Source organism: Cryobacterium sp. AP23 (genome assembly GCF_054075385.1).
The window spans coordinates 3,042,362-3,064,636 of the sequence record NZ_CM133415.1 but is presented as its reverse complement, the minus strand read 5'-3'; the positions used below and the strand labels follow the sequence as shown (position 1 = coordinate 3,064,636).

Annotated in this window: 29 protein-coding genes and 1 tRNA gene; 19 read left to right on the top strand and 11 right to left on the bottom strand. The window is 68.6% G+C overall.

The window, feature by feature from the left end; genetic code table 11:
- The first annotated feature begins 73 nt into the window (after positions 1 to 73).
- Positions 74 to 751: a hypothetical protein gene (locus ACU5E9_RS14570; protein WP_456810623.1), complete on the top strand. Its 678-nt coding sequence runs from the start codon at positions 74 to 76 to the stop codon at positions 749 to 751.
- A 72-nt stretch (positions 752 to 823) separates the two neighbouring features.
- Here ACU5E9_RS14570 and ACU5E9_RS14565 read toward each other — a convergent pair whose 3' ends face one another.
- Positions 824 to 1,123, bottom strand: a complete 300-nt coding sequence (locus ACU5E9_RS14565; protein ID WP_456810622.1) for a Dabb family protein — start codon at positions 1,121 to 1,123, stop codon at positions 824 to 826.
- Positions 1,120 to 1,389, bottom strand: a complete 270-nt coding sequence (locus ACU5E9_RS14560; protein ID WP_456810621.1) for a glutaredoxin family protein — start codon at positions 1,387 to 1,389, stop codon at positions 1,120 to 1,122. Before ACU5E9_RS14560 ends, ACU5E9_RS14565 begins: the two co-directional genes overlap by 4 nt.
- 53 nt (positions 1,390 to 1,442) lie before the next feature.
- Here ACU5E9_RS14560 and ACU5E9_RS14555 point away from each other — a divergent pair, with 53 nt between their 5' ends.
- A complete protein-coding gene (locus tag ACU5E9_RS14555) occupies positions 1,443 to 2,177 on the top strand; it encodes an HAD family hydrolase (RefSeq protein ID WP_456810620.1) in 735 nt (244 codons plus the stop codon).
- 43 nt (positions 2,178 to 2,220) lie between these two features.
- Here ACU5E9_RS14555 and ACU5E9_RS14550 read toward each other — a convergent pair whose 3' ends face one another.
- The 3 genes from ACU5E9_RS14550 to ACU5E9_RS14540 form a co-directional block, all read right to left on the bottom strand.
- On the bottom strand, positions 2,221 to 2,319 hold the full coding sequence (locus ACU5E9_RS14550; protein WP_003792170.1) for a 30S ribosomal protein bS22: 99 nt from the start codon (positions 2,317 to 2,319) through the stop codon (positions 2,221 to 2,223).
- An 84-nt stretch (positions 2,320 to 2,403) separates the two neighbouring features.
- Positions 2,404 to 2,613, bottom strand: a complete 210-nt coding sequence (locus tag ACU5E9_RS14545) for a helix-turn-helix domain-containing protein (RefSeq protein ID WP_456810619.1) — start codon at positions 2,611 to 2,613, stop codon at positions 2,404 to 2,406.
- A 59-nt stretch (positions 2,614 to 2,672) separates the two neighbouring features.
- Positions 2,673 to 3,128 (bottom strand): ArsR/SmtB family transcription factor, encoded by a 456-nt coding sequence (locus ACU5E9_RS14540; protein ID WP_456810618.1) that lies wholly within the window; start codon positions 3,126 to 3,128, stop codon positions 2,673 to 2,675.
- 148 nt (positions 3,129 to 3,276) lie between these two features.
- On the opposite strand from ACU5E9_RS14540, the gene ACU5E9_RS14535 reads away from it, so the two are divergent.
- Positions 3,277 to 4,647, top strand: coding sequence for a TrkH family potassium uptake protein (locus ACU5E9_RS14535; protein ID WP_456813547.1), 1,371 nt, complete (start codon positions 3,277 to 3,279; stop codon positions 4,645 to 4,647).
- The gene (locus ACU5E9_RS14530) at positions 4,640 to 5,311 is read left to right on the top strand and encodes a potassium channel family protein (protein ID WP_110126414.1); all 672 of its coding nucleotides are present in this window, start codon (positions 4,640 to 4,642) and stop codon (positions 5,309 to 5,311) included. Before ACU5E9_RS14535 ends, ACU5E9_RS14530 begins: the two co-directional genes overlap by 8 nt.
- A gap of 12 nt (positions 5,312 to 5,323) precedes the next feature.
- Here ACU5E9_RS14530 and proC read toward each other — a convergent pair whose 3' ends face one another.
- Complete coding sequence (proC, locus tag ACU5E9_RS14525; protein ID WP_456810617.1) at positions 5,324 to 6,172, bottom strand: pyrroline-5-carboxylate reductase; 849 nt, start codon at positions 6,170 to 6,172, stop codon at positions 5,324 to 5,326.
- A gap of 82 nt (positions 6,173 to 6,254) precedes the next feature.
- Here proC and ACU5E9_RS14520 point away from each other — a divergent pair, with 82 nt between their 5' ends.
- Both ACU5E9_RS14520 and ACU5E9_RS14515 read left to right on the top strand, forming a co-directional pair.
- On the top strand, positions 6,255 to 7,217 hold the full coding sequence (locus tag ACU5E9_RS14520; protein WP_456810616.1) for a cation diffusion facilitator family transporter: 963 nt from the start codon (positions 6,255 to 6,257) through the stop codon (positions 7,215 to 7,217).
- 4 nt (positions 7,218 to 7,221) lie between these two features.
- Positions 7,222 to 7,953 carry a glutamine amidotransferase-related protein gene (locus ACU5E9_RS14515; RefSeq protein ID WP_456810615.1) on the top strand — a complete coding sequence of 244 codons (732 nt, stop codon included), beginning with the start codon at positions 7,222 to 7,224 and terminating at the stop codon, positions 7,951 to 7,953.
- On the opposite strand, the gene tadA is transcribed toward ACU5E9_RS14515, so the two are convergent.
- Complete coding sequence (tadA, locus tag ACU5E9_RS14510) at positions 7,895 to 8,413, bottom strand: tRNA adenosine(34) deaminase TadA (protein ID WP_456810614.1); 519 nt, start codon at positions 8,411 to 8,413, stop codon at positions 7,895 to 7,897. The two genes, ACU5E9_RS14515 and tadA, sit on opposite strands and share 59 nt — an antisense overlap.
- A 37-nt stretch (positions 8,414 to 8,450) precedes the next feature.
- Here tadA and upp point away from each other — a divergent pair, with 37 nt between their 5' ends.
- The 7 genes from upp (at position 8,451) to ACU5E9_RS14475 (ending at position 13,743) form a co-directional block, all read left to right on the top strand.
- Complete coding sequence (gene upp, locus ACU5E9_RS14505; RefSeq protein ID WP_456810613.1) at positions 8,451 to 9,083, top strand: uracil phosphoribosyltransferase; 633 nt, start codon at positions 8,451 to 8,453, stop codon at positions 9,081 to 9,083.
- Positions 9,084 to 9,610: 527 nt separating this feature from the next.
- On the top strand, positions 9,611 to 10,321 hold the full coding sequence (locus ACU5E9_RS14500) for a winged helix-turn-helix domain-containing protein (RefSeq protein WP_456810612.1): 711 nt from the start codon (positions 9,611 to 9,613) through the stop codon (positions 10,319 to 10,321).
- 658 nt (positions 10,322 to 10,979) lie between these two features.
- Positions 10,980 to 11,381, top strand: a complete 402-nt coding sequence (locus ACU5E9_RS14495; RefSeq protein ID WP_456810611.1) for a RidA family protein — start codon at positions 10,980 to 10,982, stop codon at positions 11,379 to 11,381.
- A gap of 1 nt (position 11,382) precedes the next feature.
- Positions 11,383 to 11,964, top strand: a complete 582-nt coding sequence (locus ACU5E9_RS14490; RefSeq protein WP_456810610.1) for a putative glycolipid-binding domain-containing protein — start codon at positions 11,383 to 11,385, stop codon at positions 11,962 to 11,964.
- A gap of 124 nt (positions 11,965 to 12,088) precedes the next feature.
- A complete protein-coding gene (locus tag ACU5E9_RS14485; protein ID WP_456810609.1) occupies positions 12,089 to 12,532 on the top strand; it encodes a MarR family winged helix-turn-helix transcriptional regulator in 444 nt (147 codons plus the stop codon).
- 330 nt (positions 12,533 to 12,862) lie between these two features.
- Positions 12,863 to 13,048, top strand: a complete 186-nt coding sequence (locus tag ACU5E9_RS14480; RefSeq protein WP_456810608.1) for a DUF1918 domain-containing protein — start codon at positions 12,863 to 12,865, stop codon at positions 13,046 to 13,048.
- Positions 13,049 to 13,152: 104 nt separating this feature from the next.
- Positions 13,153 to 13,743, top strand: coding sequence for an NUDIX domain-containing protein (locus ACU5E9_RS14475; protein ID WP_456810607.1), 591 nt, complete (start codon positions 13,153 to 13,155; stop codon positions 13,741 to 13,743).
- Between the two features lie 146 nt (positions 13,744 to 13,889).
- Here ACU5E9_RS14475 and ACU5E9_RS14470 read toward each other — a convergent pair.
- The 4 genes from ACU5E9_RS14470 to ACU5E9_RS14455 all read right to left on the bottom strand — a co-directional run bounded on the left by ACU5E9_RS14470 (position 13,890) and on the right by ACU5E9_RS14455 (position 16,403).
- Positions 13,890 to 13,962: transfer RNA gene (locus ACU5E9_RS14470), tRNA-Arg, on the bottom strand.
- 44 nt (positions 13,963 to 14,006) lie between these two features.
- Positions 14,007 to 14,423 carry an MmcQ/YjbR family DNA-binding protein gene (locus ACU5E9_RS14465; RefSeq protein ID WP_456810606.1) on the bottom strand — a complete coding sequence of 139 codons (417 nt, stop codon included), beginning with the start codon at positions 14,421 to 14,423 and terminating at the stop codon, positions 14,007 to 14,009.
- 2 nt (positions 14,424 to 14,425) lie between these two features.
- The gene (locus tag ACU5E9_RS14460; RefSeq protein ID WP_456810605.1) at positions 14,426 to 15,811 is read right to left on the bottom strand and encodes an MFS transporter; all 1,386 of its coding nucleotides are present in this window, start codon (positions 15,809 to 15,811) and stop codon (positions 14,426 to 14,428) included.
- Between the two features lie 4 nt (positions 15,812 to 15,815).
- A complete protein-coding gene (locus ACU5E9_RS14455) occupies positions 15,816 to 16,403 on the bottom strand; it encodes a nucleoside deaminase (protein ID WP_456810604.1) in 588 nt (195 codons plus the stop codon).
- 229 nt (positions 16,404 to 16,632) lie between these two features.
- Between ACU5E9_RS14455 and ACU5E9_RS14450 the strand changes: the two genes are divergently transcribed.
- The 6 genes from ACU5E9_RS14450 to ACU5E9_RS14425 all read left to right on the top strand — a co-directional run bounded on the left by ACU5E9_RS14450 (position 16,633) and on the right by ACU5E9_RS14425 (position 22,255).
- Positions 16,633 to 17,418 carry an SDR family NAD(P)-dependent oxidoreductase gene (locus tag ACU5E9_RS14450; RefSeq protein ID WP_456810603.1) on the top strand — a complete coding sequence of 262 codons (786 nt, stop codon included), beginning with the start codon at positions 16,633 to 16,635 and terminating at the stop codon, positions 17,416 to 17,418.
- Entirely contained in the window at positions 17,415 to 18,128 is a 714-nt protein-coding gene (locus ACU5E9_RS14445) for a TetR/AcrR family transcriptional regulator (RefSeq protein ID WP_456810602.1), read from the top strand. The genes ACU5E9_RS14450 and ACU5E9_RS14445 overlap by 4 nt, the downstream gene beginning before the upstream one ends.
- On the top strand, positions 18,118 to 18,891 hold the full coding sequence (locus ACU5E9_RS14440) for a hypothetical protein (RefSeq protein WP_456810601.1): 774 nt from the start codon (positions 18,118 to 18,120) through the stop codon (positions 18,889 to 18,891). The genes ACU5E9_RS14445 and ACU5E9_RS14440 overlap by 11 nt, the downstream gene beginning before the upstream one ends.
- A gap of 5 nt (positions 18,892 to 18,896) precedes the next feature.
- A complete protein-coding gene (locus tag ACU5E9_RS14435) occupies positions 18,897 to 20,192 on the top strand; it encodes an aminotransferase class III-fold pyridoxal phosphate-dependent enzyme (RefSeq protein WP_456810600.1) in 1,296 nt (431 codons plus the stop codon).
- Positions 20,189 to 21,376 carry an MFS transporter gene (locus tag ACU5E9_RS14430; protein WP_456810599.1) on the top strand — a complete coding sequence of 396 codons (1,188 nt, stop codon included), beginning with the start codon at positions 20,189 to 20,191 and terminating at the stop codon, positions 21,374 to 21,376. Before ACU5E9_RS14435 ends, ACU5E9_RS14430 begins: the two co-directional genes overlap by 4 nt.
- Before the next feature lie 144 nt (positions 21,377 to 21,520).
- Positions 21,521 to 22,255, top strand: a complete 735-nt coding sequence (locus ACU5E9_RS14425; RefSeq protein ID WP_456810598.1) for a flavodoxin family protein — start codon at positions 21,521 to 21,523, stop codon at positions 22,253 to 22,255.
- The last annotated feature ends 20 nt before the right edge of the window (positions 22,256 to 22,275 follow it).

Genomic DNA, 22,275 nt, shown 5'->3' with positions numbered 1-22,275 from the left:
TCTGGCCTGGGGCCGAACCACCTGCATACCAAGCAACACCCCGCAGGACTCCCCCACAGCAAAGGACAACATCATGCGCAGCTTCACCAAGACCGCACTCGGACTCACCACCGCCGGCCTGCTCATCACCGGCCTCGCCGCCTGCTCCACCCCCGCAGCCGAGACCTCGACGTCGTCGTCCAGCTCCTCCAGCTCCGCCGAGGCCACCCCCACCCCGGTCGCCTCCATCCCCAGCCTCACCGGCGTCGACACCGCCGTCCTCCTCGACGCCGACTTCGCCGCCGCCCTCACCAGCCTGGGCCTGACCCCCGGCACCGTCGGCACCGCCACCCTCGAAGAGGGCAGCCTGCACTTCCCGATCACCGGCGGCAACGTGGACTACTACGACCCGGCCGAGGACTACCGCCCCTACGTCCAGGGCAACATCGAGCACGAAGGCTCCGGCTTCTCCCTCACCGCCGGCGACACCGTCGTCGAACTGACCAACTTCACCATCGACCCCGGCACCTCCGAACTCTTCGGCGACGTCACCGCCAACGGCGAATCCGCCGCCACCCAGGTCAAGCTCTTCGACCTCTACGGCGGAACCCTCAAGCCCCTCCAGATGGACGGCGACAACGCCATCCTCACCGGCACCACCGTGCACATCTCCGCCGACGCCGCCGGCCTGCTGAACGACACGTTCAAGACCGACGCCATCGCCGACCAGCTCCTCGTCGGCATCGCCACCATCACCGTCAACACCAAGTAACACCCACAGCACACGAACGGCCGAGCAGATGCTCGGCCGTTTCGTGCGTCCGGGCACACCGCTGCACCCCGGTCAGACGACGAAGTCGACGGCCATCCGCTCGGCGGTGACCGACTTGACGTAGGCACCCGCCTCGACGTGGGCCGGATGCACCTGGTAGCGGGCCAGCGCCGCCTCGTCGTCGTATTCGGCGACCAACGCGATGTCCCAGTTGGCACCGCCGACCACGTCGGGGCCGATGCGCAGCGAACGGATCTCTTCGATCACGCCGACGAGAGCACCGAGCCGGGCCGCGATCTGGGCCGCGTGCTCGGCCTTCTCGGCGGGGTCGGTGGCCGCCAGCTTCCACGACACGATGTGCACAATCGTCATTTGATCTCCATCAGAGCGGTTCGCAGGCGCACCGGGTCGATGCGCCAGTAGTTGTGGACGCGCCCGTTGATGAGCAGCACCGGGATGTCTTCGACATGGAGTTCGTGCAGCTCGACGTCGTCGAGAATCGACTTCTCTTCCAGCGACACCCGCGGCGACCCGGGCTCGGAAACCAGGTCGGCGAGCACCGTCGTGACCACCGCCCTGGCGTCGTCGCAGAGGTGGCAGCCCGGCTTGCCGATGAGGGTGAGGGTCGCGGTGGCCATGCTCCCAGCCTAGGGCCGCGGCACGATCGTGACCTTGACTAGACTCAGGCGCAATGTCCGAAGAATCCGGCCCCCGCGCAATAGCGTTCTTCGACGTGGACAACACCCTGCTCCGTGGTGCCAGCCTGTATCACGTGGGCGTCGGCGCCTGGCGGATGCGGTTCATCTCGCTGTCGGACATCCTCTCCTTCGGCTGGAATCAGACCCGGTTCCTCACCGTCGGCGAATCCGGCGTCAACATCGCCCGGCTGCGGTCGCGGGCGATGGAAATCGTCACCGGCCACACCCGCGACGAACTCGTCGCGCTCAGCCACGACATCTTCGACAGCCGGCTCATTCACCGGCTGTGGCCGGAGACCGTGGCCGTGGCGCACGCCCACCTGAAGGCCGGGCGGGAGGTGTGGCTGGTCACCGCGTCGGCCCAGGAGGTCGCCGATGTGATCGCGGAGCGCCTGAACCTCACGGGCGCGCTCGGCACCCGGCTTGACACCGTCGACGGGGTCTTCACGGGGCGGATAGCGGATGGCATCTGCCACGGCAGCCGCAAGGCTGTCGTCGCTCGGGACCTCGCCCGGGCACGCGACATCGATCTGGCCCACTGCTGGGCGTATTCCGACTCGCACAACGACATTCCGTTGCTCGAACTGGTCGGCAACCCCGTCGCGGTGAATCCGGACACGATCCTGCGCCGGTACGCGCTGGCGCGCGGCTGGCCGATCATGCACATGAAGGTCGCCCAGATCAGGGCAGCCAAGACCACGGCCGCGCGCGCAAGCAAAAAGCGCTAGGTCACAGACCTAGCGCTCAGCTTCAAAAAACGGTCGAGACCGTCTACTTCTTATTACGACGCTGGTGGCGAGTCTTACGAAGCAGCTTGCGGTGCTTCTTCTTCGCCATACGCTTGCGTCGCTTCTTGATTACAGAACCCACACGGACCTCACAAAGTTTTGGTTAAGCCGCGGGATTCGCGACCGACACGAAAACACCATTCTAACGGAAAAAGAAAGTCCCGTCCTACGCACTGCCCGCAATCGGTGGTTCGATCGCCTTCAGGACGGCAGATTCCGGTACCCGGAAGGACCGTCCGAACCGGACAGCGGGCAGTTCACCGGCGTGCACGAGGCGGTACACCGTCATCCGGGAAACCCGCATCATGAGCGCCACTTCGGCAACCGTGAGGAAGTGAAGATCCTCCAGCCGCGGGTCGGAGAGCTCGCGTGACATAGGCGGCCCCCTCGGTTCGGTGAATCTGCCGCAACTCTAGAGCGAACCGGTTGTGGCCGCTAGTCGTTCTTGCGCCACTTCTTCACGCTCTTCTTCACGCTGGATTCCTTGACCACGTTCGACATCTGGAAGGACGTGTCGGCGAAGGCCTTGCCGATCGCGGCCGCGAAGGCGCGCTGCTCCTGCTTGAGGACTTCCGTGTCGTCGATCCCGGTGGTCGTGGTGTCCACGTCGATGCTGAGGAACGGGATCAGCCAGTCCTCGATCTCCTCGAGGGGGGCGTAGTCCAGGTGGTAGTACCGGTGCTGCCCTTCCTCACGCACGCCGACCAGTCCGGCCTCCCGCAGCACCTTGAGGTGCTTGGAGACCGTCGGCTGGCTCAGTCCGAGCGAACTGACGATGTCGGAGACGCTCAGTTCCCCCTTGGTGGCGTGGGACTGGTTGTAGCGCTCGAGGAGAATGCGTAAGATATCGCGTCGGGTCGAGTCCGCCACCACGCCAAAGATGTCTGCCATGCCCCAAGGGTAGTCATTCCCGGTGCGGGTACTATGACAAGTTGTCAGCGACCACCGGCCAGTCTCGGGGATTCAAGTGAAAACGCAGGCCCCCACCGTACGATTCACGCACCATTCCAACAATTGGTATGGGCGCGTTCGGGACACCATCGACGGTTTGGTGCGCAAGTCGCCCTCCCGGTTCGCCCTGCTCGTCTTCACCGCGCTGATCCTGGTCTTCACCCTCCTGTTCTCCCTGCCGATCGCCTCCGCCGGCGACACCGAGACCCCGCTGCACGATGCAGTGTTCACCGCGGTCTCGGTGATCTGCGTCACCGGCCTGAGCACCGTCGACATGGCTACGCACTGGTCGGCGTTCGGCAATGTGCTCGTGGTCGTCGGCGTCAACATCGGCGGTGTCGGCGTGCTGACCCTGGCCTCCCTGATGGGCCTGGTCATCTCCCGCCGGCTCGGCCTCCGCGCCAAGCTGATGGCCGCCAGCGACTCGAACCCGTCGCGCATCCACATGGGCCCGGTCAACGAGGGCCAGGCCGTGCGCCTCGGCGAGGTCGGCAGCCTGCTGCTCACCGTGGCGATCAGCACCCTGGCCATCGAGGCCGCCGTGACCGCGTTGCTGTTCCCGCGGATGCTGATCGACGGCGTCCCCTTCGGCGAAGCACTGTGGCAGAGCGTCTATTACGCCGCCATGGCCTTCACCAACACCGGGTTCAGCCCGAACGCCGCCGGTATCGACCAGTTCGCCAACGACTACTGGTTCCTCGGGGCGCTCATGGTAGGGGTGTTCCTCGGCAGCCTCGGCTTCCCGGTGCTGATGACCTTCGCCCGGCACTGGCGCACGCCCCGCCGGTGGTCCGTGCACGTGAAGCTCACCCTGTGGACGACGACCCTGCTGATGATCCTGGGCATGATCATCTACATCATCCTGGAGTTCGACAACCCGAAGACCTTCGGCTCGTTGAACGCCGGCGACACCATCTTCCAATCCCTGTTCATGTCGGTGATGACCCGATCCGGCGGTTTCGCCACCATCGACATCGCCGACCTGCACGGCTCGAGCCTGCTGCTCAGCGACATGCTGATGTTCATCGGTGGCGGCTCGGCCTCCACGGCCGGTGGCATCAAGGTCACCACCCTCGCCGTGCTGTTCCTGGCCGCCTTCGCCGAGGCCCAGGGCAAGGAGCAGATGGAGGCCTTCGGCCGCCGCATCCCCAGCGACATCCTGCGCCTGGCGGTCAGCGTGGTGCTGTGGGGTGCGACCACGGTGGCGGTGTCCAGCATCCTCATCCTGCACATCTCCAAGTCGTCACTGGACCTGGTGCTGTTCGACGTCATCTCCGCGTTCGCCACCGTCGGCCTGTCCACCGGACTGACCGCAGAACTGCCCCCTGAGGGCGTGTACGTCCTCGCGGCAACGATGTTCATGGGCCGGGTTGGTACAGTGACACTCGCGGCGGCGCTGGCAGCGAGCCAGAGCAGACAGTTGTTCAAACGCCCCGAGGAAAGGCCCATCGTTGGTTGACCGGATCAAGCACGACGCTCCCGTGCTCATCATCGGCCTCGGCCGCTTCGGCGCGGCGACAGCCGGCAAGCTCGACCGCCTCGGCCGCGAAGTGCTCGCCGTCGACAGCAGCGAGGCCCTCGTGCAGAAGTGGTCGGAGCGCATCACCCATGCCGTGCAGGCCGACGCGAAGTCGATCGACGCGCTGCGCCAGATCGGCGCGCAGGACTTCTCGGTCGCCGTCTGCGCGGTCGGGTCTTCCGTCGAGGCCAGCGTGCTCATCGTCGCGAACCTCGTCGACCTCAAGATCCCGCAGATCTGGGCCAAGGCCATCTCGCAGACGCACGGCAAGATCCTCGAACGCATCGGCGCCAACCACGTGATCTACCCCGAGGCCGACTCCGGCGAGCGCGTCGCCCACCTCGTCTCCGGGCGGATGCTGGACTTCATCGAGTTCGACGACGACTTCGCGCTGGTGAAGATGTACCCGCCCAAGCCGATCCGTGGCCTGAACCTCACCGAATCCGGCGTACGCACCAAGCACCACGTGACCGTCGTGGGCGTGAAGAGCCCCGGCCGGCCGTTCTCCTACGCCACGGCCGAGACCGTCGTCTCCGACCACGACCTGATTATCGTGGCCGGCACCGAGGGCGACATCGAACGTTTCGCGGCCCTCGGCTCCTAGCCCTCGCGGCGTCTAGGACGCGGCGAGTTCCCGCGCCCGTGCGAGCGCGGCATCCGTTGCCCGGTCGAACAGCTCCTTGATGCCACCGGTCTCCAGCTGCTGCACGGCCCGTTCGGTGGTGCCCTTGGGGCTCGTCACCTGGCGGCGCAGTTCGCTCGGGGTGAGGTCCGAGACGGCCAGCAGGGCGCTGGCTCCGAGGAAGGTGCCGTTGACCATGGTCGCCGCCTCCTCCGGGGTGAAGCCCTTGTCGATGGCGGCGAGGGTGAGCTGCTCGATGAGGTAGAACACGTAGGCCGGACCGGACCCGGAGATGGTGCTCAGGGCGTCGATCTTGTCCTCCGGCACCACCAGCACCTCGCCCACGGTCTCGAACAGCGCTGTCGCCAGCTCCATCTGCGCGTCGGTCGACCGGGTCCCGGCGCTGAGCCCGGTGACGGCCATGCCGACCACGGCGGGGGTATTCGGCATCGACCGGATCACGGCCACTGCGGCGGGCAGGTGCTTTTCGAAGGTGGCGATGGTCACGCCGGCCGCCACGCTCACGACCAGGGTGCCGGGTTCCAGGCTGTCGGCGATCTCGGCGAGCAGGTCGGGCACCATGGCGGGCTTCACGGCCACGATCACGATGCCGGCGCCGGCCACGGCGAGGCGGTTGGCGTTCGGCTCGGTCTCGGTCGCCCACGCGGTGACCCCGTCGGTGCCGGCGAGTTCGGCCGCCTTGGCCGCCGAGCGGTTGGTGGCGCGGATGCCGCCCTGCACCGTGACCCCGGGCTTGAGCAGCCCGGCCAGGACGGCCCTGGCCATCGAACCGGCCCCCAGGAAGGCGATGGTGGGCAGGGTGACGGGTTCGGTCGAAGTCATGCTCCCAGTGTAGTTTTCGCGCCCTTCCGGGGCGGGAGAAACCTGGCCTGCCCGCGCCGGAGACCGTTCTAGGATTGGTCGCATGAGCGCATCAGGCGGAAACAAGGCGATTGTGGCGGCGCTGCTCGCCAACCTCGGTATCGCGGTTACCAAGTTCATCGCATGGTTCGTATCCGGGTCCTCGTCGATGCTCGCGGAGGGCGTGCACTCCCTCGCCGACTCCGGCAACCAGATCCTGCTGCTGATCGGCGGGCGCAAGTCCAAGAAGGCCGCCGACACCGACCATCCATTCGGCTACGGCCGCGAGCGGTACGTCTACGCGTTCGTGGTCTCGATCATCCTGTTCTCGGTCGGTGGCGTGTTCTCGATCTACGAGGGCATCGAGAAGCTCCGGCACCCGCACGAACTCGAGAACGCCTGGCTGCCGATCCTGGTGCTGGTCATCGCCATCGGCCTGGAATCCTTCTCGCTGCGCACCGCGGTGAAGGAGTCGAACCACACCCGCAACGGCGAGAGCTGGGTGAAGTTCATCCGCCACGCCAAGGCCCCCGAGCTCCCCGTGGTGCTGCTCGAAGACGTTGCCGCCTTGACCGGCCTGGTCCTGGCCCTGCTCGGCGTCGGCCTCACCGTGATCACCGGGGACGCCACCTGGGACGCGATCGGCACGCTCGCGATCGGCGTGCTGCTGGTGCTCGTCGCCATCGTGCTGGGCATGGAGACCAAGAGCCTGCTCGTGGGCGAGGGCGCCAACGTCAAGGATGTCGAGGCCATCAAGGCCGCCATCCTGGCCGGCACCGAGACCAAGACCCTGATCCACCTCAAGACCCTCTACCTGGGCCCGGACGAACTGCTCGTCGCCGCGAAGCTGGCCTTCGACTCCGGCCTGCGCTTTTCCGATGTGGCCGCCGGCATCGACACCATCGAAGAGCGCATCCGGGCGGCAGTGTCCAGCGCCCGGGTGATCTACCTCGAGCCCGACGTCTACATCGACCCCGCCACGGTGAGCCCGCCGACCGACGCGATCGTCATCAAGGGACTGGAGTGACCGCGTGACCCGGATCGCCCTGGTGCTGCGGCACTCCGACGAGATCCATCTCGGCAACCTCGAGCAGGTGCTGCTCGACCATGACTACACGGTCAGGTACGTCGACACCCTCGGCGCCGACGGTGTGCAGGGCATCGACCCGGCCGAGGCCGACCTGCTCGTGGTGCTCGGCGGCGACATGGGCGCCTACGAGACCGACGACTACCCGGTGCTCAGCGACGAGATCGACCTGCTCGCCGGCCGGCTCGAAGCCCGCCGGCCCGTTTTCGCGGTGTGCCTGGGCGCCCAGCTGATGGCCAGCGCCCTCGGCTCGCCGGTCTACCGGGGCGCCAGCAACGAGATCGGCTTCCGCCTGGTCGAGCCCACCGCGGCCGGAATGGCCGGGCCGATGCGCCACGTCAGCGGCATCCCGATGATGCAGTGGCACAGCGACACGTTCGACCTGCCGGCGGGCACCACCCGACTGGCCGGCTCCTCCGCCTACGGCAATGAGGCATTCGCGATCGAGGACTGGGCCCTGGCGGTGCAGTTCCACCCCGAGGTGACCGCGGAGATGCACGAGACCTGGCTGGCCTCCTCGGAGGCCGAGGTGCGCGCGGAGGGCCTCAACCCCGACGCGCTGCGCCAGGAACGCGCCGAGCACTCCGACGCGATGCAGACCGCCTCCCGCGCCCTCTTCAGCGAGTGGCTGGCGGCCCTGCCGGCCGACGCTGCGGGTCCTCGAAGAACTCCCTGAGCAGTCGGCCGCACTCGGCCTCCTCCACCCCGGAGACGACCTCCACCCGGTGGTTGAGCCGGCGGTCGCGCAGCACGTCGTAGAGCGACCCGGCGGCGCCGGCCTTCTCGTCCCAGGCGCCGAACACCACCAGCGGCACCCGGGCGGCCACGATCGCCCCCGCGCACATCACGCAGGGTTCAAGGGTCACCACGAGGATGCATCCGGTGAGGTGCCAGTCCCCGGTTGCCGCGGCGGCCTCGCGGATGGCCACCACCTCGGCGTGCAGGGTCGGGTCCTGGTGGAGCTCCCGCTCGTTGCGGCCCCGCCCGATCACCCGGCCGGCCGCATCCAACACCACGGCGCCCACCGGAACGTCCCCGCTGGCCAGCGCGCCGTGCGCCTCGTGCAGGGCCAGCCGCATCCAGGCGGTGTGTTCGTCGCTGTGCCGCACCACACCACCGCTTTCTGGCCGCTCCACGAGAGCCGGATGCCCTGTGAGCTAGTAGATTGAGCCTATGCGAGTCCACGTAGCCGACCATCCGCTCATCACCCACAAGCTCACGGTGCTGCGTGATCAGAGCACCTCGTCGCCGATGTTCCGGGCGCTGGTGGAAGAGCTGATGACCCTCCTGGCCTATGAGGGCACCCGCGGCGTGCGCGTCGAAGAGGTCACCGTGCAGACGCCGGTGGCGATCGCCCGCGGTGTGAAGATCAGCGACCCGAAGCCGCTCGTGGTCCCCATCCTGCGGGCCGGCCTCGGCATGCTCGAGGGCATGGTCAAGCTGCTCCCCACCGCAGAGGTCGGCTTCCTGGGCATGGCCCGCAATGAAGAGACCCTGCAGCCCACCACGTATGCCGAGCGGCTGCCCGACGACCTATCCGACCGTCAGTGCTTCGTGCTCGACCCGATGCTGGCCACCGGCGGGTCGCTCATCGCCGCCATCGAGTTCCTCTTCGCCCGCGGCGCCGTCGACGTCACGGCGATCTGTATCCTGGCCGCCCCCGAGGGCCTCGCGGCCGTCGAAGAGGCGCTGGCCGGCCGCGAGGTCACCATTGTGCTCGGCGCGGTCGATGAGCGTCTCGACGAGCACGGGTACATCGTTCCCGGCCTCGGCGACGCCGGCGACCGGCTGTACGGCCTGGTCTAACTGGGGCCGCTCCGGGCACCGTCACATTCGGCGTGCCCGGGCGCCGCAGATCCTGCGACCGACGCCACGCCGGTGCCGGAAATATTCATGAAACTTTGAAACCCCTCCGCTTGGAGGGGTTTTCTTTTGCAGAATCGGCTTTTGTGCGAGATCCTCCGATTTCGCGCAAGCCCCGTGAACGTGTTGCAACGCCTTCCTGCGTAATCTGCGTCATTGAATTGACACAACTCGTCACAGTCGGCTTTACTCACAGACATGACTTCCTCCACACGCATCCCGACCTCCCCCGAGGCTTTGGGCACAGCCGGCATGATGATGCCCGGCAGCGTGATGGCGTGTTGCCGAATGTGTCGCTAATCAACTGACACCGCAGCCAAGCCGATCGCCCTTCACCCGCTTCGATAGCCGCTGAAGACTCGACTCCCGGGCACTCCGCCCGCATCACCGGCCCGTCGGGCCGCCCTTTCTCGAACCCGTGAGCGCAGAGCGCCGGGTCACTCGCATCATCACACTCAAGGATTCCTCCCATGTCACTCGCACACATCGACTCAGCCCGTTCCGTCCAGTCCTACCGCCCCGAGCTCACCCTCGCCCCTGCACCCGCACCGGCCGCCCCGCGCATCCGCGCCGTGCCGGACGGCACCCAGGCCCGCGGCTTCGTGCTCTACGTGGGCATCGATGAGGCAAAGGCCGCTGCCGCCGGCACGAGCCTGCACCGCATCGTCGAGGAGCTCAAGAAGCTGACCCAGGCGATCGCGCCGGCAGCCGAGACCCACGCCGCCGTCGCCCTGGCTCCCGACGGCGTCGGTGGACGCGACGTCGACGTGGTGCGCCTGGCCTTGCAGGACCCGGCCGCCCTCGCCAAGCACCGCAACCCGGCCGATGACGCGGACCGCGCGCCCGGCGGTGTCGTCGTGGACATCTCCCGTAAGCGTGTGATCCTCGACAACGAGACCGCCGCGCTCACCTACAAGGAGTTCGAGCTGCTGCAGTACCTGGTGCTGCGCGAAGGCCGCACCATCGAGCGCGCCGAGCTGATCTCGAAGCTGTGGGATGCGGACAGCGAAGAGGATGCGCCCAACGAGCGCACCATCGACGTGCACGTGCGCCGCCTGCGCTCCAAGCTGGGCCGCTACGAAGACATCGTGCGCACCGTGCGCGGTGTCGGCTACCGCTTCGACCGTCACGCCGACGTGTCGATCCGCCAGGCCAGCACCCCCAGCCCCGACCGCTTCTAGTCGCTCGCGGGTCCCGCCAACGCCACCACTCCGTCGGTCGCGCTGTATGGACGCCGCGCTGAGCTCGTCGAAGTAGACCCCGCAAGACGACCTCCCGAACGCACCCCGCCCGCTGGTCGAGCCTGTCGAGACCCCCCAAGACGACCTCCCGAACGCACCCCGCCCGCTGGTCGAGCCTGTCGAGACCCCGCAAGACGACCTCGCGACCAGCGGCAGACGATGAGGCCGCGACCCATACGCACGTCACGAGGTCTCGACAAGCTCGACCGACGACCGGTCTCTACCCACACTTACGTCACGAAGTCTCGACAAGCTCGACCAACGAAGACGGCACTTTCAGACGCGCGCCTCTACCGGCCGTTAACGTGATTGAGGGCCGGTCGTAGAGGCAAACGACCGACCCTCTTCCCTTGCACCAAGAGTGTCCTGCAATCACATTCGCGTCTTCCGCCACAGCAAACGGTTGACGCACTACGAATATATAACGAAGAGGTAACGGAACGCCAGTTATCTAATCGTTATTTTCCTGCGAGTTCACCGAGCGTTCGCTTTCACCCTTCTATCGAGCCCGGAGCGCACTCGCGGGCCCTCGTGTAGGTTGGCTCGCGACAGCGCGCCCCGGACGTCGCTTCCGGGGCCTCGAGGCGAAGGAGCCGCCATGGAGATCACCCGCTTGCAACCCGACGGGCTCGTGCACAGCCCGGCGTTCAGCCATGTCGCGATCGTGCCGGCCGGTGCGACGACGGTGTACCTGGGCGGCCAGAACGGTGTCGACGAGACCGGCGCCGTGGTCTCGGCCGATGTCGCCGAGCAGTCCCGCCGTGCGATCGACAACGCGAGCGTGGCCCTCGAAGCGGCGGGCGCCTCCCTCGCCGACGTCGTGCAGTGGACGGTGCTGATCGCGGCCGATGCCGACCTCGGCGCCGCCTATGGCGCCATCGCACCGCGACTGGCCGGCGCCGGCGCCCCGCCGCTCGTCAGCGCCGCCCGCGTCGCCGGGCTGGGCGTGCCGGGCGCCCTCATCGAAGTGAGCGCCATCGCGGCGATCGCGCCGGCCTGAGATGCAGCTGACCGCCCTGCCTGCGCAGGCGAGCTGGCGGCACCGCGGCCTGCAGTGCGGGTACGAGGTCATGTTCCCGACGACCTTGCCCTCGGGCATCCAGCTGCGCGGCAGCACGACGGCGGTGGAATCGGGGTCGGCCTGGTCGGTGGCCTACCGGATCGAAGCCGACCGGCGCTGGCAGACCCGGCGGGTGGACGCGAGCAACTCGACCATGCGCGGCGAGCGGCGCGTCTCGATCCATCGAGCCGCCGACGGCCACTGGGAGGTCGACGGCCACCCCCGGGCAGACCTCGACGGATGTGTCGACGTCGATTTCGAGTCGTCCAGCGCCACCAACACCCTCCCCGTGCACCGGATCCGGTTTGCGCCGGGTGAACCGGTGCAGGTCCCGGCTGCCTTCGTACGCGCCGAGGACCTCCGGATCGAGCGGATGGAACAGGAGTACACGCTCACCAGCGCCGACGACGCACCGCTGGCCTTCCACTACGAGTCGTCGACCTTCGGGGTCGCGTGCGAGCTCACCTTCGACACCTCCGGATTGCTGCTGCTGTATCCCGGCCTCGCCCTGCGGGATCGCTGACCGCACCGGAAACCACGCGGCGCGGGCCGACCGATCAACGACACCGGGCTAAGCTGCCGCGGGGCACGTTGCGCGTCCCATATTGTTGAACACAGGATGCCCCCGGGCACGCTGAGGAGGCGACATGGTTGATCGAGCGGTAGCCGTCGGCGCCTGGGAGTCGCTGTTCCGGGCGCAGGTCGCGATCATGCGCAGTTTGGCCGAGGAGTTCCCCTCCCGGGAGATCTCGATGAACGAGTACGACGTCATGTTCAACCTCTCCCGGCAGCCGGAGCGCAGCATCCGCCTGCGGGAATTGAACAAGCACGTGCTGCTCACCCAGCCCAGCGTCAGCCGCCTGGTCGACCGGCTGGCCTCGCGCGGGTATGTGCACAAGCACGCCGACCCCGACGATGGCCGCGGCGCCATCGTCGAACTCACCGACGCCGGCTACGCGCTGTTCCGCCAGGTCGCCGTCGACCACATGGCGTCCATCACCTCCCGGGTCGGTGACAGCCTCACCAACGACGAGCTGCTGCAACTCGCCGCGCTCTGCGACCGGCTGCGGCTGGGTCCGGACAACCACTAGCCCCACAAGGCCTGAAGCCCGCGGGACGGATGAGGCCGGAGGGTTGGCGGCGAGGCAAGGGCCCTACCCCTCGCCCCGCCGTGGCACTCCCTCGCAGGACTGCCTCCCCGGTCTGGCGACCCGAACGTTGCCTGGCCGGGAATCTCTGGGTGGCGAACGACCGGGTGGACTGCCGCGATTCTGCCGCGGGTCCACCGCCGCCCCCGACGGCACGCCTCGTTCGCACAACGAAACTAAGATTAGCTCATTTTATCTCCGGCTCCCGTCCACCGTGGAGCCCTGTCCATCCTGCGGGGGCGAGCGTAGCCTGCCCCACAGGAGGTGAGCGTCATGCGCGCAACAGAAAACGACCGGATTATCATTCGAGGCAAGACCGACTCGACACCCGACCGACATGGAACCGTTCGCGAGGTTCGCGGCCAGGACGGGGAGCCGCCGTACCTGGTCACATTCGACGACGGCCACGAGTCCCTCGTTTTCCCGGGGTCGGACTTCATCATCGAACGCGTGCACTGACGGCACCGCCGGTCACGCAACTGTGCCCCATCCGGACAATTGCACCCGGCGCACCGGGCCCATTTGTCCGCACGGGGAACAGTCAGGGGCGGATACCCTCGGATATGGCCTCCGCAGCATCCTCCGCAGCATCTCGCGCACCCGCTCCCGCCGCCGACCTGATCGCCCGGCTGCAGCAGTGGATTCCGCTCAGCGGCGCGCAGGCGACGCTGCGGAATGACTACCTCCGATTCGTCAGCGACTCGCCGGCGACGGCGCTGGAGCGGGATGGCGGGCCGGAGCACGTGACCGGCAGCTGCTTCGTCTTCACCCCGGATCTCACGCGGGTCCTGCTCTGCTTCCACCGGAAGGGCCAGTTTTGGGTGCAGCTCGGCGGTCACATCGAGTCCGCCGACGGATCGGTGGCGGCTGCCGCGCACCGCGAAGCCCGGGAGGAGTGCGGCATCAACGACCTCTCCCCCATCGGCGGGCTGCTCGACCTCGACCGGCACGAGCTCGGCGGCGGTTTCCGTTGCAGCGCCCACTGGGACGTCGGTTTCGCCGCGATCGCCCGGCCGGAGGCTGCCCCGGTGGCCAGCGCCGAGAGCGAAGACGTGGCCTGGTGGCCGGTGGATGCTCTGCCGCAGAACGTGCCGCCGCACTTCGGCCGCCGGCTGGCCGGCGTGCTCGCCGAGCTCGCCCACCAGCGCGCCTGACAAACGGGCCGACCCGGCCACATCTGTTCCCGAAGCGGACAAGTGCACCCGGTGCGCCGGGTGCACTTGTCCGCATGGGAAACAGAAAACCCCGCGACCTGTGCGATCGCGGGGTGGTGCCGGCCTGTTCGCCGGATTTTTCTCTGTGCGCCCGAAGGGATTCGAACCCCCAACCTTCTGATCCGTAGTCAGATGCTCTATCCGTTGAGCTACGGGCGCAGTGGTGACTTCTGCAGCGCGAACGCTCGAAGACAACTTGAAAACTATAGCAGTTTTTCTGACCCGCCCCGTGCCGTATCGGCTCGCCAAGGCTCCAATTTCGCCAGTTGCCGCTGCAAGGCCACCTGCCGGTAGGAGGTTTCGACCAGTTCGGCCAGTTCCACCCAGTCGGTTTCGGGCGAGCCGAAGTCGATGGCGAGCCAGCCCGCCGGCCCGTAATACGGCGGGATGAAGAACCGCGGGTCCTGCACGAGGGCCATCCGCTCCTCGGGATCCGGCTTGAAAACGATGCTGTGCGGCCGGTCCATGCTCGCGCCGGCGGTGACGAAGATCTTCTTGCCGGCGCGGAAGGTGGGCCGGCCCCAGGCGAGCACCTCAACGGCCTCGGGGAACGCCAGGCACAGTGCCCGCAGGCGGTCCAGCGCCGCATCCGGTTCGTCGAACACCAGCGGGTGAGTCATGGTCAGGCCGGTTCCCCGACGGCCGCGGCCGTCGCATCCGTTGTCGGCGCGGGTGTGCGGATGCCCAGCCACGACACGATGCCGCCGGCGAACATCAACGCGGCCACGACCACCATTGCGCGCTGGAACCCGGCCACGTCCAGCGCCGACCCGACGATGCTGCCGGTCATGGCAATTGCGACCAGGCCGGCTACCCGGGCCACGGCGTTGTTGACGGCCGATCCGATGCCGGCCTGACCGGGGTGGATCGAGCCGAGCACCGCCGACGTCAGCGGTGCCACGGTGATGGACAGGCCGAGACCCACCAGCACGATCCCCGGCAGCACGTGCAGCCAGAAGTCGACCGGCGGCACCGCGGTGAGCAGGATCAGGAATCCCCCGCCGGCCACGAACGGGCCCACGGTCATGAACAGGCGCGGCCCGTACCGGCCGGCCAGGGTGCCGAAGGTCGTGGCGAACAGGATCATCATCACGGTCGCCGGGATGCCGGCGAACCCGGCGAGGGTGGCCGAGAACCCGCCCACCTCCTGCAGGTAGAGGGCGAAGAGGAAGAAGCCGAGGTTGAGGGCGGCGTAGATCCCGACGGTGGCGAGGTTGCCGACGGCGAAGTTGCGCACCCGGAACAGCCCGAGCGGCATCATCGGGTGCGGGGCCCTGGCCTCCCACCAGAGGAACGCGGCGAGCGCGACCAGGCCGATAACCATCGGCAAGTAGACCACTGGACTGGCCCAGCCGAGCCGGCCCTGCTCGATGAGCGCGAAGACCGGCCCGCCCAGGCCGATCACGGCCAGGCAGGCGCCGATCACGTCGACCCGGGCGCCGTCGGCGGGACGGGCGGGCTCCTCCACCCGGCGCAGCAGGAACAGGGTGACCGCGATCGGGATCACGTTGATGAAGAACACCAGCCGCCAGGTCGACGAATCCACCAGCAGGCCGCCCAGCACGGGCCCGGTGATGCCGGCGGCACCGGTCCAACCCGTCCACGCGCCGATGGCCTTGCCCTGCGCGACCCCGCTGAACCGCGAGGTGATCAGGGCCAGCGAACTCGGCACCAACAGTGCCGCCGCCACGCCCTGCAGCAGCCGGGCAATGACCAGGACGACCCCGGTGGGCGCCAGGCCGCAGGCCACCGATGTGATGCCGAACCAGATCAGCCCCGCTCGCAACACCCGCACCCGGCCGAAGGTGTCCGAAAGCGACCCGGCCACGAGGATGAGCGCGCCGAGGCTGAGCAGGTAACCGTCGACCACCCACTGTTGCAGGGCCAGCCCACCGCCCAGTTCCCGGGAGATGGCCGGCAGCGCCACGTTGATGATCGAGCCATCCAGGAACGCCACGAACGACGACAGGATGGCCACAACGAGGATGCGCCGCTGGCTGGGGGTCATCCCCTCAGTCAACCCCACCACGGGCGTTGTACACCAGCACATCGGCCTCACCATATTCGCGGAAGACCCGCAGCGCCTCGTCCCGGCCGACATCCTGCACCACCGTGATGCCCCTGGCCTCGAATTGCTCCGCCCAGTCCTCCCGCATCGGGCCTTCGTCGAAGCCGGTGAGCGCCTCGAGCTCGGCGCCGGAGCCGGCCACGACCAGCCGGCGCACCCCTGACCACATCGTGGCGCCGTAACACATGACACAGGGCCGCCAGTTGACCACCAGCTCCAGCGGGCGGGCCGGGTCGGCACCGAGGTCCCACGACCCGGTCGCCCGCTGCGCCAGGCCGAGGGCCATGATCTCGGCGTGCGCCCCGGCGATGCCGGAGGAGAGCACCACGTTCACGCCGACGGAGATCAGCTCACCGGTGACGGCATCCACCACGATGGCGGCGAACGGGCCGCCGTTGCCCTCGCGGTAGTTGCGGTCGGCGAGAGAGTTCACCAGCGCCATCCGGTCGTCGAGGGTCGCCAGCGTCAGCGGCAGGCCGGGCATCAGCGCGGTGAGCCACGGCGGCAAGGACAGGGTGAATTCGGTCTCCATGGGGGCCTTCCGATCGGGTGTGCGGGCGGGGCCGCACTGCGCGGTCGCCGGGACTGACAGCGTACGAGGCCGATGTTTCGAGCAGGTTATGAGGCCGCGCGTGTCCGTCGTCGAACGGTTGTGTTTCATGCCGGTAAAGCCCCGGGAAATCGCTTGTGCGGTGGCGTGGGGTACGCGAGATTGAGGGAGTTGGACAAGTGTCCAAGTCGTTTGACCCACTGGAGCTCCCGTGACCCCCGCCGTTCCCCGCCGCGTTGTGCTCATCACCGGAGCCAGCTCCGGCTTCGGCAGCGCCTTCGCCCGGCGCTTCGCCAAGCAGGGCGCCAACCTGGTGCTCGTGGCCCGCCGCCGCGACCGACTGGAAACCCTCTCCCGCGACCTGGGCGCCGCGTTCGGCACCTCAACCACCGTGATCGCCGCCGACCTCAGCCTGCCGGGCGCCGCCCATGCCCTCGTCGACGACCTCGGCGAGCGCGGCCTCACCATCGACGCGCTCGTCAACAGCGCCGGCTTCGGCACCGCCGGCCCGTTCGCCGAGGAAGACCTGGGCCGCATCACCGACGAGATCCAGGTCAACGTGATGGCGCTCACCCAGCTCAGCCTGCTGCTGCTGCCCCAGTTACTCGCCTCCCCCGCCGGCCTTCTGCTCAACGTGTCGAGCACCGCCGCGTACCAACCGCTGCCCAACATCGCCGTCTATGCCGCCACCAAGGCCTTCGTCACGGCCCTCACCGAGGCCATCTGGCAGGAGTCCCGCGGCAGTGCGCTGCAGGTCCTGGCGTTGGCGCCCGGCCCGACCCAGACCGAGTTCTTCGCCGCGGCCGGTTCCGAGCGGTTCAAGGTGGGGCAGATGCTCACCGTCGACCAGGTGGTGGATGCCGCCTTCGTCGCCCTCGGCCGCCGGTCCTCTCCGCCGTCGCTCGTGGTCGGCAGGCGCAACCGGGCCACCGCCCTGTTCGCCCGGCTCGCCCCCGCCCGGCTGGCCCTGCTCGTCTCCGCACGGCTCACCGCATGAGCGCCGCACCGTCGCCCGCGACCCCGCCCCGGCGGCCCCTGGCCCGGCTGGCCCTCGCGGACCGCCGCGCCGCCCTGATCGGTGCCGCCGTGCGCGTGATCGCCCGTTCGGGCCTGGCCGCGGCCACAACCCGCGCCATCGTCGCCGAGGCGGGCATGCCGCTCGGCAGCTTCCACTACGTCTTCGACTCCCGCGACGACCTCGTCGCCGCGGTCATCGAGGCCGTCACCGCCGAGGAACACGATGCCGCCCTGGCCGCGCTCCCCGGCACCGAGCACCCGGGCGCCGACCTCGCCGACATCCTGCGCCAGGGCCTGGACAGCTACCTCGACCTGCTCGTGGCCGATCCCCAGCGCGAGCAGGCGCTGCTCGAACTCAGCCTCTACGCCATGCGACAGGCCGGCCCGGCACCCCGGCCAACCGCCCAGTACAGCGCCTACTACTCCGCCGCGGCGCACAGCCTCCAGGTGGCGGCGACCGCCAGCGGCACCCAGTGGTCGGTGCCGCTGCCCCACGCGGCCCGCCTGTTGGTGACCCTCACCGACGGCATCACCAGCACCTGGCTCGCCGACCGCGACACCGCGGCGGCCCGCGCCACCGTCGTCTTCGCGGCGGACGCCCTCGCCCGACTGGCCCGGCCGGCCGTCGCCGGCCCGGACCTCGAGTCGGCTCCCACCCCGTCCCGCAAGGAGCAGCCCAGTGCTGATTGACACCGACCCGCGCGTGCACGCGCACATCAACCTCTTCGCCGTGCTCGGCACGCTGCCGTTGCTCGTCGAACGGGTACCCGCCGCGCGGGCCCTGCTCGCCGGCACGCCGACCCCGGTCGGCATTCGCTTCGTGGTGCCCGGACTGCCCCGCGCGGTGCTCACCGTCGACGCGACCGGGGTGCGCTGGGGCCGGGAGCCCCAGGCCCCGCTCGTCACCCTGGCCTTCACCTCGGTGGCGCATTTCAACCGGATGATCGACGGCGCCGCCCAGCCGATCCCGCTCGCCGCCCCACACCGGCTGCGCTTCCTCACCGGGGTGTTCGCGCCGCTCACCGACCTGCTCGGCCGCTACCTGAAGCCCACCGCGGCCGACCAGGTCGACGCGGAGTTCCGGGAGACGAGCACCATCCTCACCCTGCACGTGGCCGCGGCAGCCCTCGCCCAGGTGGCCAACGAAGACCGCAGCGGCAGGTTCAGCGCCCACCACATCCCCGACGGTGACATCGCGCTCGAGGTGACCGGCACGCTCGCGTACCACCTGGCCCTCCGCGACCACCACGCCACCTTCGTCGCCGCGCCGTCGCCGCACCCGCGCGGCGCGCTCACCTTCTCCACCCTCGAGGTCACCGGCGGCATCCTCGCCGGCGACCTCTCCGCCATCGCCTGCATGAGCGACGGCCGCTTGGCCATGCGCGGTGTCATCTCCATGGTCGACAACGTCAACCGCATCCTCGACCGTGTCGGTCACTACCTCGGAAAGTAAGCGCCATGAGCCTCGTTCCCGCGCGCACCGCGCCCACCACCCCGTACACCTTCGAGAAGAGCCGCGCCGCGTTCGCCCGCGCGCTGAACGTCATCCCCTCCGGCATCTACGGCCACCAGGGGCCCACCGAGGGCTGCTACATCCCGCAGACCTCGTTCCCGCTGTTCTCCTCCCGGGCAGAGGGCACCCGGTTCTGGGACCTCGACGACAACGAGTACATCGACTACATGTGCGGCTACGGGCCCAATGTGCTCGGCTATGCCGACCCGGATGTGGACGCCGCCGCGGCCAGGCAGGCCAGGCTCGAAGACGTGGTCACCATCCCGTCCGCGATCATGGTCGACTTCGCCGAGCTGCTCGTGGACACCGTGGCGAGCGCCGACTGGGCCTTCTTCGCCAAGAACGGCGGCGACGCCACCACCCTCGCCGTGCTCACCGCCCGCGCCGCCACCCGGCGCAAGAAGATCGTCTTCATCAACGGTTTCTATCACGGCGTGGCGCCCTGGACCCAGAAGCTCGACTACCCGGGCGTGCTCGAGGAGGAGGTGGCGAACAACCTCTACGTCGACTTCAACGACCTGCCCGCCCTGGAGCGCCTGTTCAGCGATCACCGCGGCAGCATCGCCGGCCTCATCGCCCAGCCGTACATGCACGGCAACTTCACCGACAACACGCTGCCGGAAGCGGGCTACTGGCAGGCCGTGCGGGCGCTCTGCGACGCCCACGGGGTGGTGCTCATCGTCGACGACGTCCGCGCCGGGTTCCGTCTCGACCTGGCCGGCTCCGACCACTACTTCGGCTTCAAGGCCGACCTGATCTGTTTCTGCAAGGCCCTCGCCAACGGCTACAACGTCTCAGCCCTCTGCGGCCGCGAGTCGCTGAAAGACACCGTGAGCAGCCTGCACTACACCGGCAGTTACTGGATGAGCGCGGTACCGTTCGCGGCCGGCATCGCCACCCTCACCAAGCTCAAGCAACTGGATGCGCCGGCGCAGTTCCAGACTCTCGGCACCGAACTCACCACCGGGCTCACCGCCGCAGCGGCGGACAACGGCTTCACCCTGATAGCCTCCGGGGCACCCGCCCTGTTCTACCTCCGCATCGCCGACGACGACTCGCTCATGCTGCACCAGGAGTGGGTGGCCGAATGTGTGCGGCGCGGGGTGTTCTTCACCTCGCACCACAACCACTTCCTCAACGCCGCCCTCACCAGCGCCGACATCACCCGCACCCTCGAGATCGCCCACGAAGCCTTCGGCATCGTGCGCTCCCACCACCCCGAACTGGAGCCGACAGCATGAGCGCACCGACGATCATCCACTCACCGGTCAGCATCCGGCGCTCCCGGGTGGCGGTGAGCGCCAGTTACGCCGCCCAGGGCTTCGGCTACGCCGTGGTGGTCACCTCGCTGCCCAACCTCAAGAGCCGGTACGGCATCGACGACACCGTCGTGTCGCTGATCGTGCTGCTGGTCTGCCTGGCGGCCGCGGGCGGCTCCATGCTGGCCGACCGGCTCGCCCTGCGCTGGGGCAGCCGGGTGGCCCTGGTGGTGGGCCTGCTGCTCGAGGCCGTCGCCCTGCCGTTGATCGCCTCCCCGGTGGGGCTGCCCGCCTTCATCGCCGCGTTCGCGATCTACGGCGCCGGCCTGGGCATCGTCGACGCCGCCGGCGCCATGCAGGGCGTGCTCGTGCAGCAACGCGTCGGCGTCTCCGTGATGGCCGGCTTCTTCGCCTGGTACACCGGCGCCGCCATCCTGGGCGCGCTGCTCATGTCGGCCGTGGCCGGCACCGCGGCCAACGCCGGCATCGCCCTGGTGACGGGCGCCTGCGTGGCACTCATCATCGCGATCGTGGGGGTGCGCGGCTTCGACCCCCGGCTGACCAAGCTGACCCCGGCAACGGATGCGGCGCCTCACGGCAAATTGCCGGGTCGCGGCATCGCCGTGTTCGGCGCCGTGGTGCTGGCCGCGTTCGTCGTCGACTCCGCGGTGAGCACCTGGAGCACGGTGTACCTGCACGACGTGCTGCTCACCGGTGCCGCGATCGCCCCGCTGGGTTACGCCGCGTACCAGGCCGCCATCCTGGTCACCCGCATCGGCGCCGACCTGCTCGTACGCCGGTTCGGCCGGGTGGTCCTGGCCGTCTGCACCACGGTGCTGGCGATCCTCGGCTGTCTGCTCGTGGCGCTGGTTCCCGTCACCTGGGCGGCCGTGGCCGGCTTCGCCCTGGCCGGCTTCGCCGTTGGCGCCCTGGTGCCGCTGGCGTTCAGCGCAGCGGGCGAGTTGCACGAAGCCCGCAGCGACGAGGTGATCGCCAGGGTCAACCTGTTCAACTACGCCGGCGCGGTGCTCGGGGCCGTGCTGGTCGGCCTGCTCGCGGACACCACCGGGCTCGCGCAGGCGTTCCTGCTGCCGATGGCGCTGCTCGTCCCGGTGCTGTTCCTGGCCCGCCACTTCGCGCCGCGCCACCCGCAGACACCCGCCTGACCCGCTGAGACGTTTCATTTGCGTACTTCCGCCCTTCGTTTCGCAAACGAAGGCGGGAAGTACGCAAATGAACGGAATTGAACACGACGGGCGGGCGGCAACACCGGGCTAGACGAGGCCGGGGGCCGGTGCTTGACTGCCCTCATGGCGACGACGCGGAACACCCAGGCCTCGTTCGAGTACCACGGCCTGCGCGCCCTGTTCATCAACTGCACCCTCAAGCGCAGCCCCGAGATCAGCAACACCGAAGGTGTCCTCGCCCTCAGTGCGCACCTGATGCGCGCACAGGGCGTGCACGTCGAGGAGTTCCGCGCGATCGACCACGACATAGCCACCGGTGTGTACCCCGACATGACGGAGCACGGCTGGGCAACGGATGCCTGGCCGGCCTTGTTCGACAAGGTCATGGCCGCCGACATCCTGGTGATCGCCGGCCCGATCTGGCTCGGCGACAACAGCTCGGTCACCAAGCGGGTGGTCGAACGGCTGTACGCGATGTCGGGCGAGTACAACGACAAGGGCCAGTACATCTACTACGGCAAGGTCGGCGGCGCCATCGTCACCGGCAACGAGGACGGTGTGAAGCACTGCTCCTCCAACATCCTCTACAGCCTGCAGCACATCGGCTACACCATCCCGCCCGCGGCGGATGCCGGCTGGATCGGCGAGATCGGCCCCGGCCCGAGCTACCTCGACCCGGGCTCCGGCGGGCCGGAGAACGAGTTCACCAACCGCAACACCACGTTCATGACCTGGAACCTGATGCACCTGGCCGCGATCCTCAAGGCCAACCGGGGCATCCCCGCCTACGGCAACCTGCGCAAGGAGTGGGACGCCGGCGAGAGGTTCGGGTTCGAACCGAACCCGGAGTACCGCTAGGAGACGCAGCGCCCCGCTCG

Coding starts and splice junctions, on each gene's coding strand:
- ACU5E9_RS14570 (WP_456810623.1), top strand. CDS start 74: ATGCGCAGCTTCACCAAGACCGCACTCGGACTCACCACCGCCGGCCTG.
- ACU5E9_RS14565 (WP_456810622.1), bottom strand. CDS start 1,123: ATGACGATTGTGCACATCGTGTCGTGGAAGCTGGCGGCCACCGACCCC.
- ACU5E9_RS14560 (WP_456810621.1), bottom strand. CDS start 1,389: ATGGCCACCGCGACCCTCACCCTCATCGGCAAGCCGGGCTGCCACCTC.
- ACU5E9_RS14555 (WP_456810620.1), top strand. CDS start 1,443: ATGTCCGAAGAATCCGGCCCCCGCGCAATAGCGTTCTTCGACGTGGAC.
- ACU5E9_RS14545 (WP_456810619.1), bottom strand. CDS start 2,613: ATGTCACGCGAGCTCTCCGACCCGCGGCTGGAGGATCTTCACTTCCTC.
- ACU5E9_RS14540 (WP_456810618.1), bottom strand. CDS start 3,128: ATGGCAGACATCTTTGGCGTGGTGGCGGACTCGACCCGACGCGATATC.
- proC (WP_456810617.1), bottom strand. CDS start 6,172: ATGACTTCGACCGAACCCGTCACCCTGCCCACCATCGCCTTCCTGGGG.
- ACU5E9_RS14520 (WP_456810616.1), top strand. CDS start 6,255: ATGAGCGCATCAGGCGGAAACAAGGCGATTGTGGCGGCGCTGCTCGCC.
- upp (WP_456810613.1), top strand. CDS start 8,451: ATGCGAGTCCACGTAGCCGACCATCCGCTCATCACCCACAAGCTCACG.
- ACU5E9_RS14500 (WP_456810612.1), top strand. CDS start 9,611: ATGTCACTCGCACACATCGACTCAGCCCGTTCCGTCCAGTCCTACCGC.
- ACU5E9_RS14495 (WP_456810611.1), top strand. CDS start 10,980: ATGGAGATCACCCGCTTGCAACCCGACGGGCTCGTGCACAGCCCGGCG.
- ACU5E9_RS14490 (WP_456810610.1), top strand. CDS start 11,383: ATGCAGCTGACCGCCCTGCCTGCGCAGGCGAGCTGGCGGCACCGCGGC.
- ACU5E9_RS14485 (WP_456810609.1), top strand. CDS start 12,089: ATGGTTGATCGAGCGGTAGCCGTCGGCGCCTGGGAGTCGCTGTTCCGG.
- ACU5E9_RS14480 (WP_456810608.1), top strand. CDS start 12,863: ATGCGCGCAACAGAAAACGACCGGATTATCATTCGAGGCAAGACCGAC.
- ACU5E9_RS14475 (WP_456810607.1), top strand. CDS start 13,153: ATGGCCTCCGCAGCATCCTCCGCAGCATCTCGCGCACCCGCTCCCGCC.
- ACU5E9_RS14465 (WP_456810606.1), bottom strand. CDS start 14,423: ATGACTCACCCGCTGGTGTTCGACGAACCGGATGCGGCGCTGGACCGC.
- ACU5E9_RS14460 (WP_456810605.1), bottom strand. CDS start 15,811: ATGACCCCCAGCCAGCGGCGCATCCTCGTTGTGGCCATCCTGTCGTCG.
- ACU5E9_RS14455 (WP_456810604.1), bottom strand. CDS start 16,403: ATGGAGACCGAATTCACCCTGTCCTTGCCGCCGTGGCTCACCGCGCTG.
- ACU5E9_RS14445 (WP_456810602.1), top strand. CDS start 17,415: ATGAGCGCCGCACCGTCGCCCGCGACCCCGCCCCGGCGGCCCCTGGCC.
- ACU5E9_RS14435 (WP_456810600.1), top strand. CDS start 18,897: ATGAGCCTCGTTCCCGCGCGCACCGCGCCCACCACCCCGTACACCTTC.
- ACU5E9_RS14430 (WP_456810599.1), top strand. CDS start 20,189: ATGAGCGCACCGACGATCATCCACTCACCGGTCAGCATCCGGCGCTCC.
- ACU5E9_RS14425 (WP_456810598.1), top strand. CDS start 21,521: ATGGCGACGACGCGGAACACCCAGGCCTCGTTCGAGTACCACGGCCTG.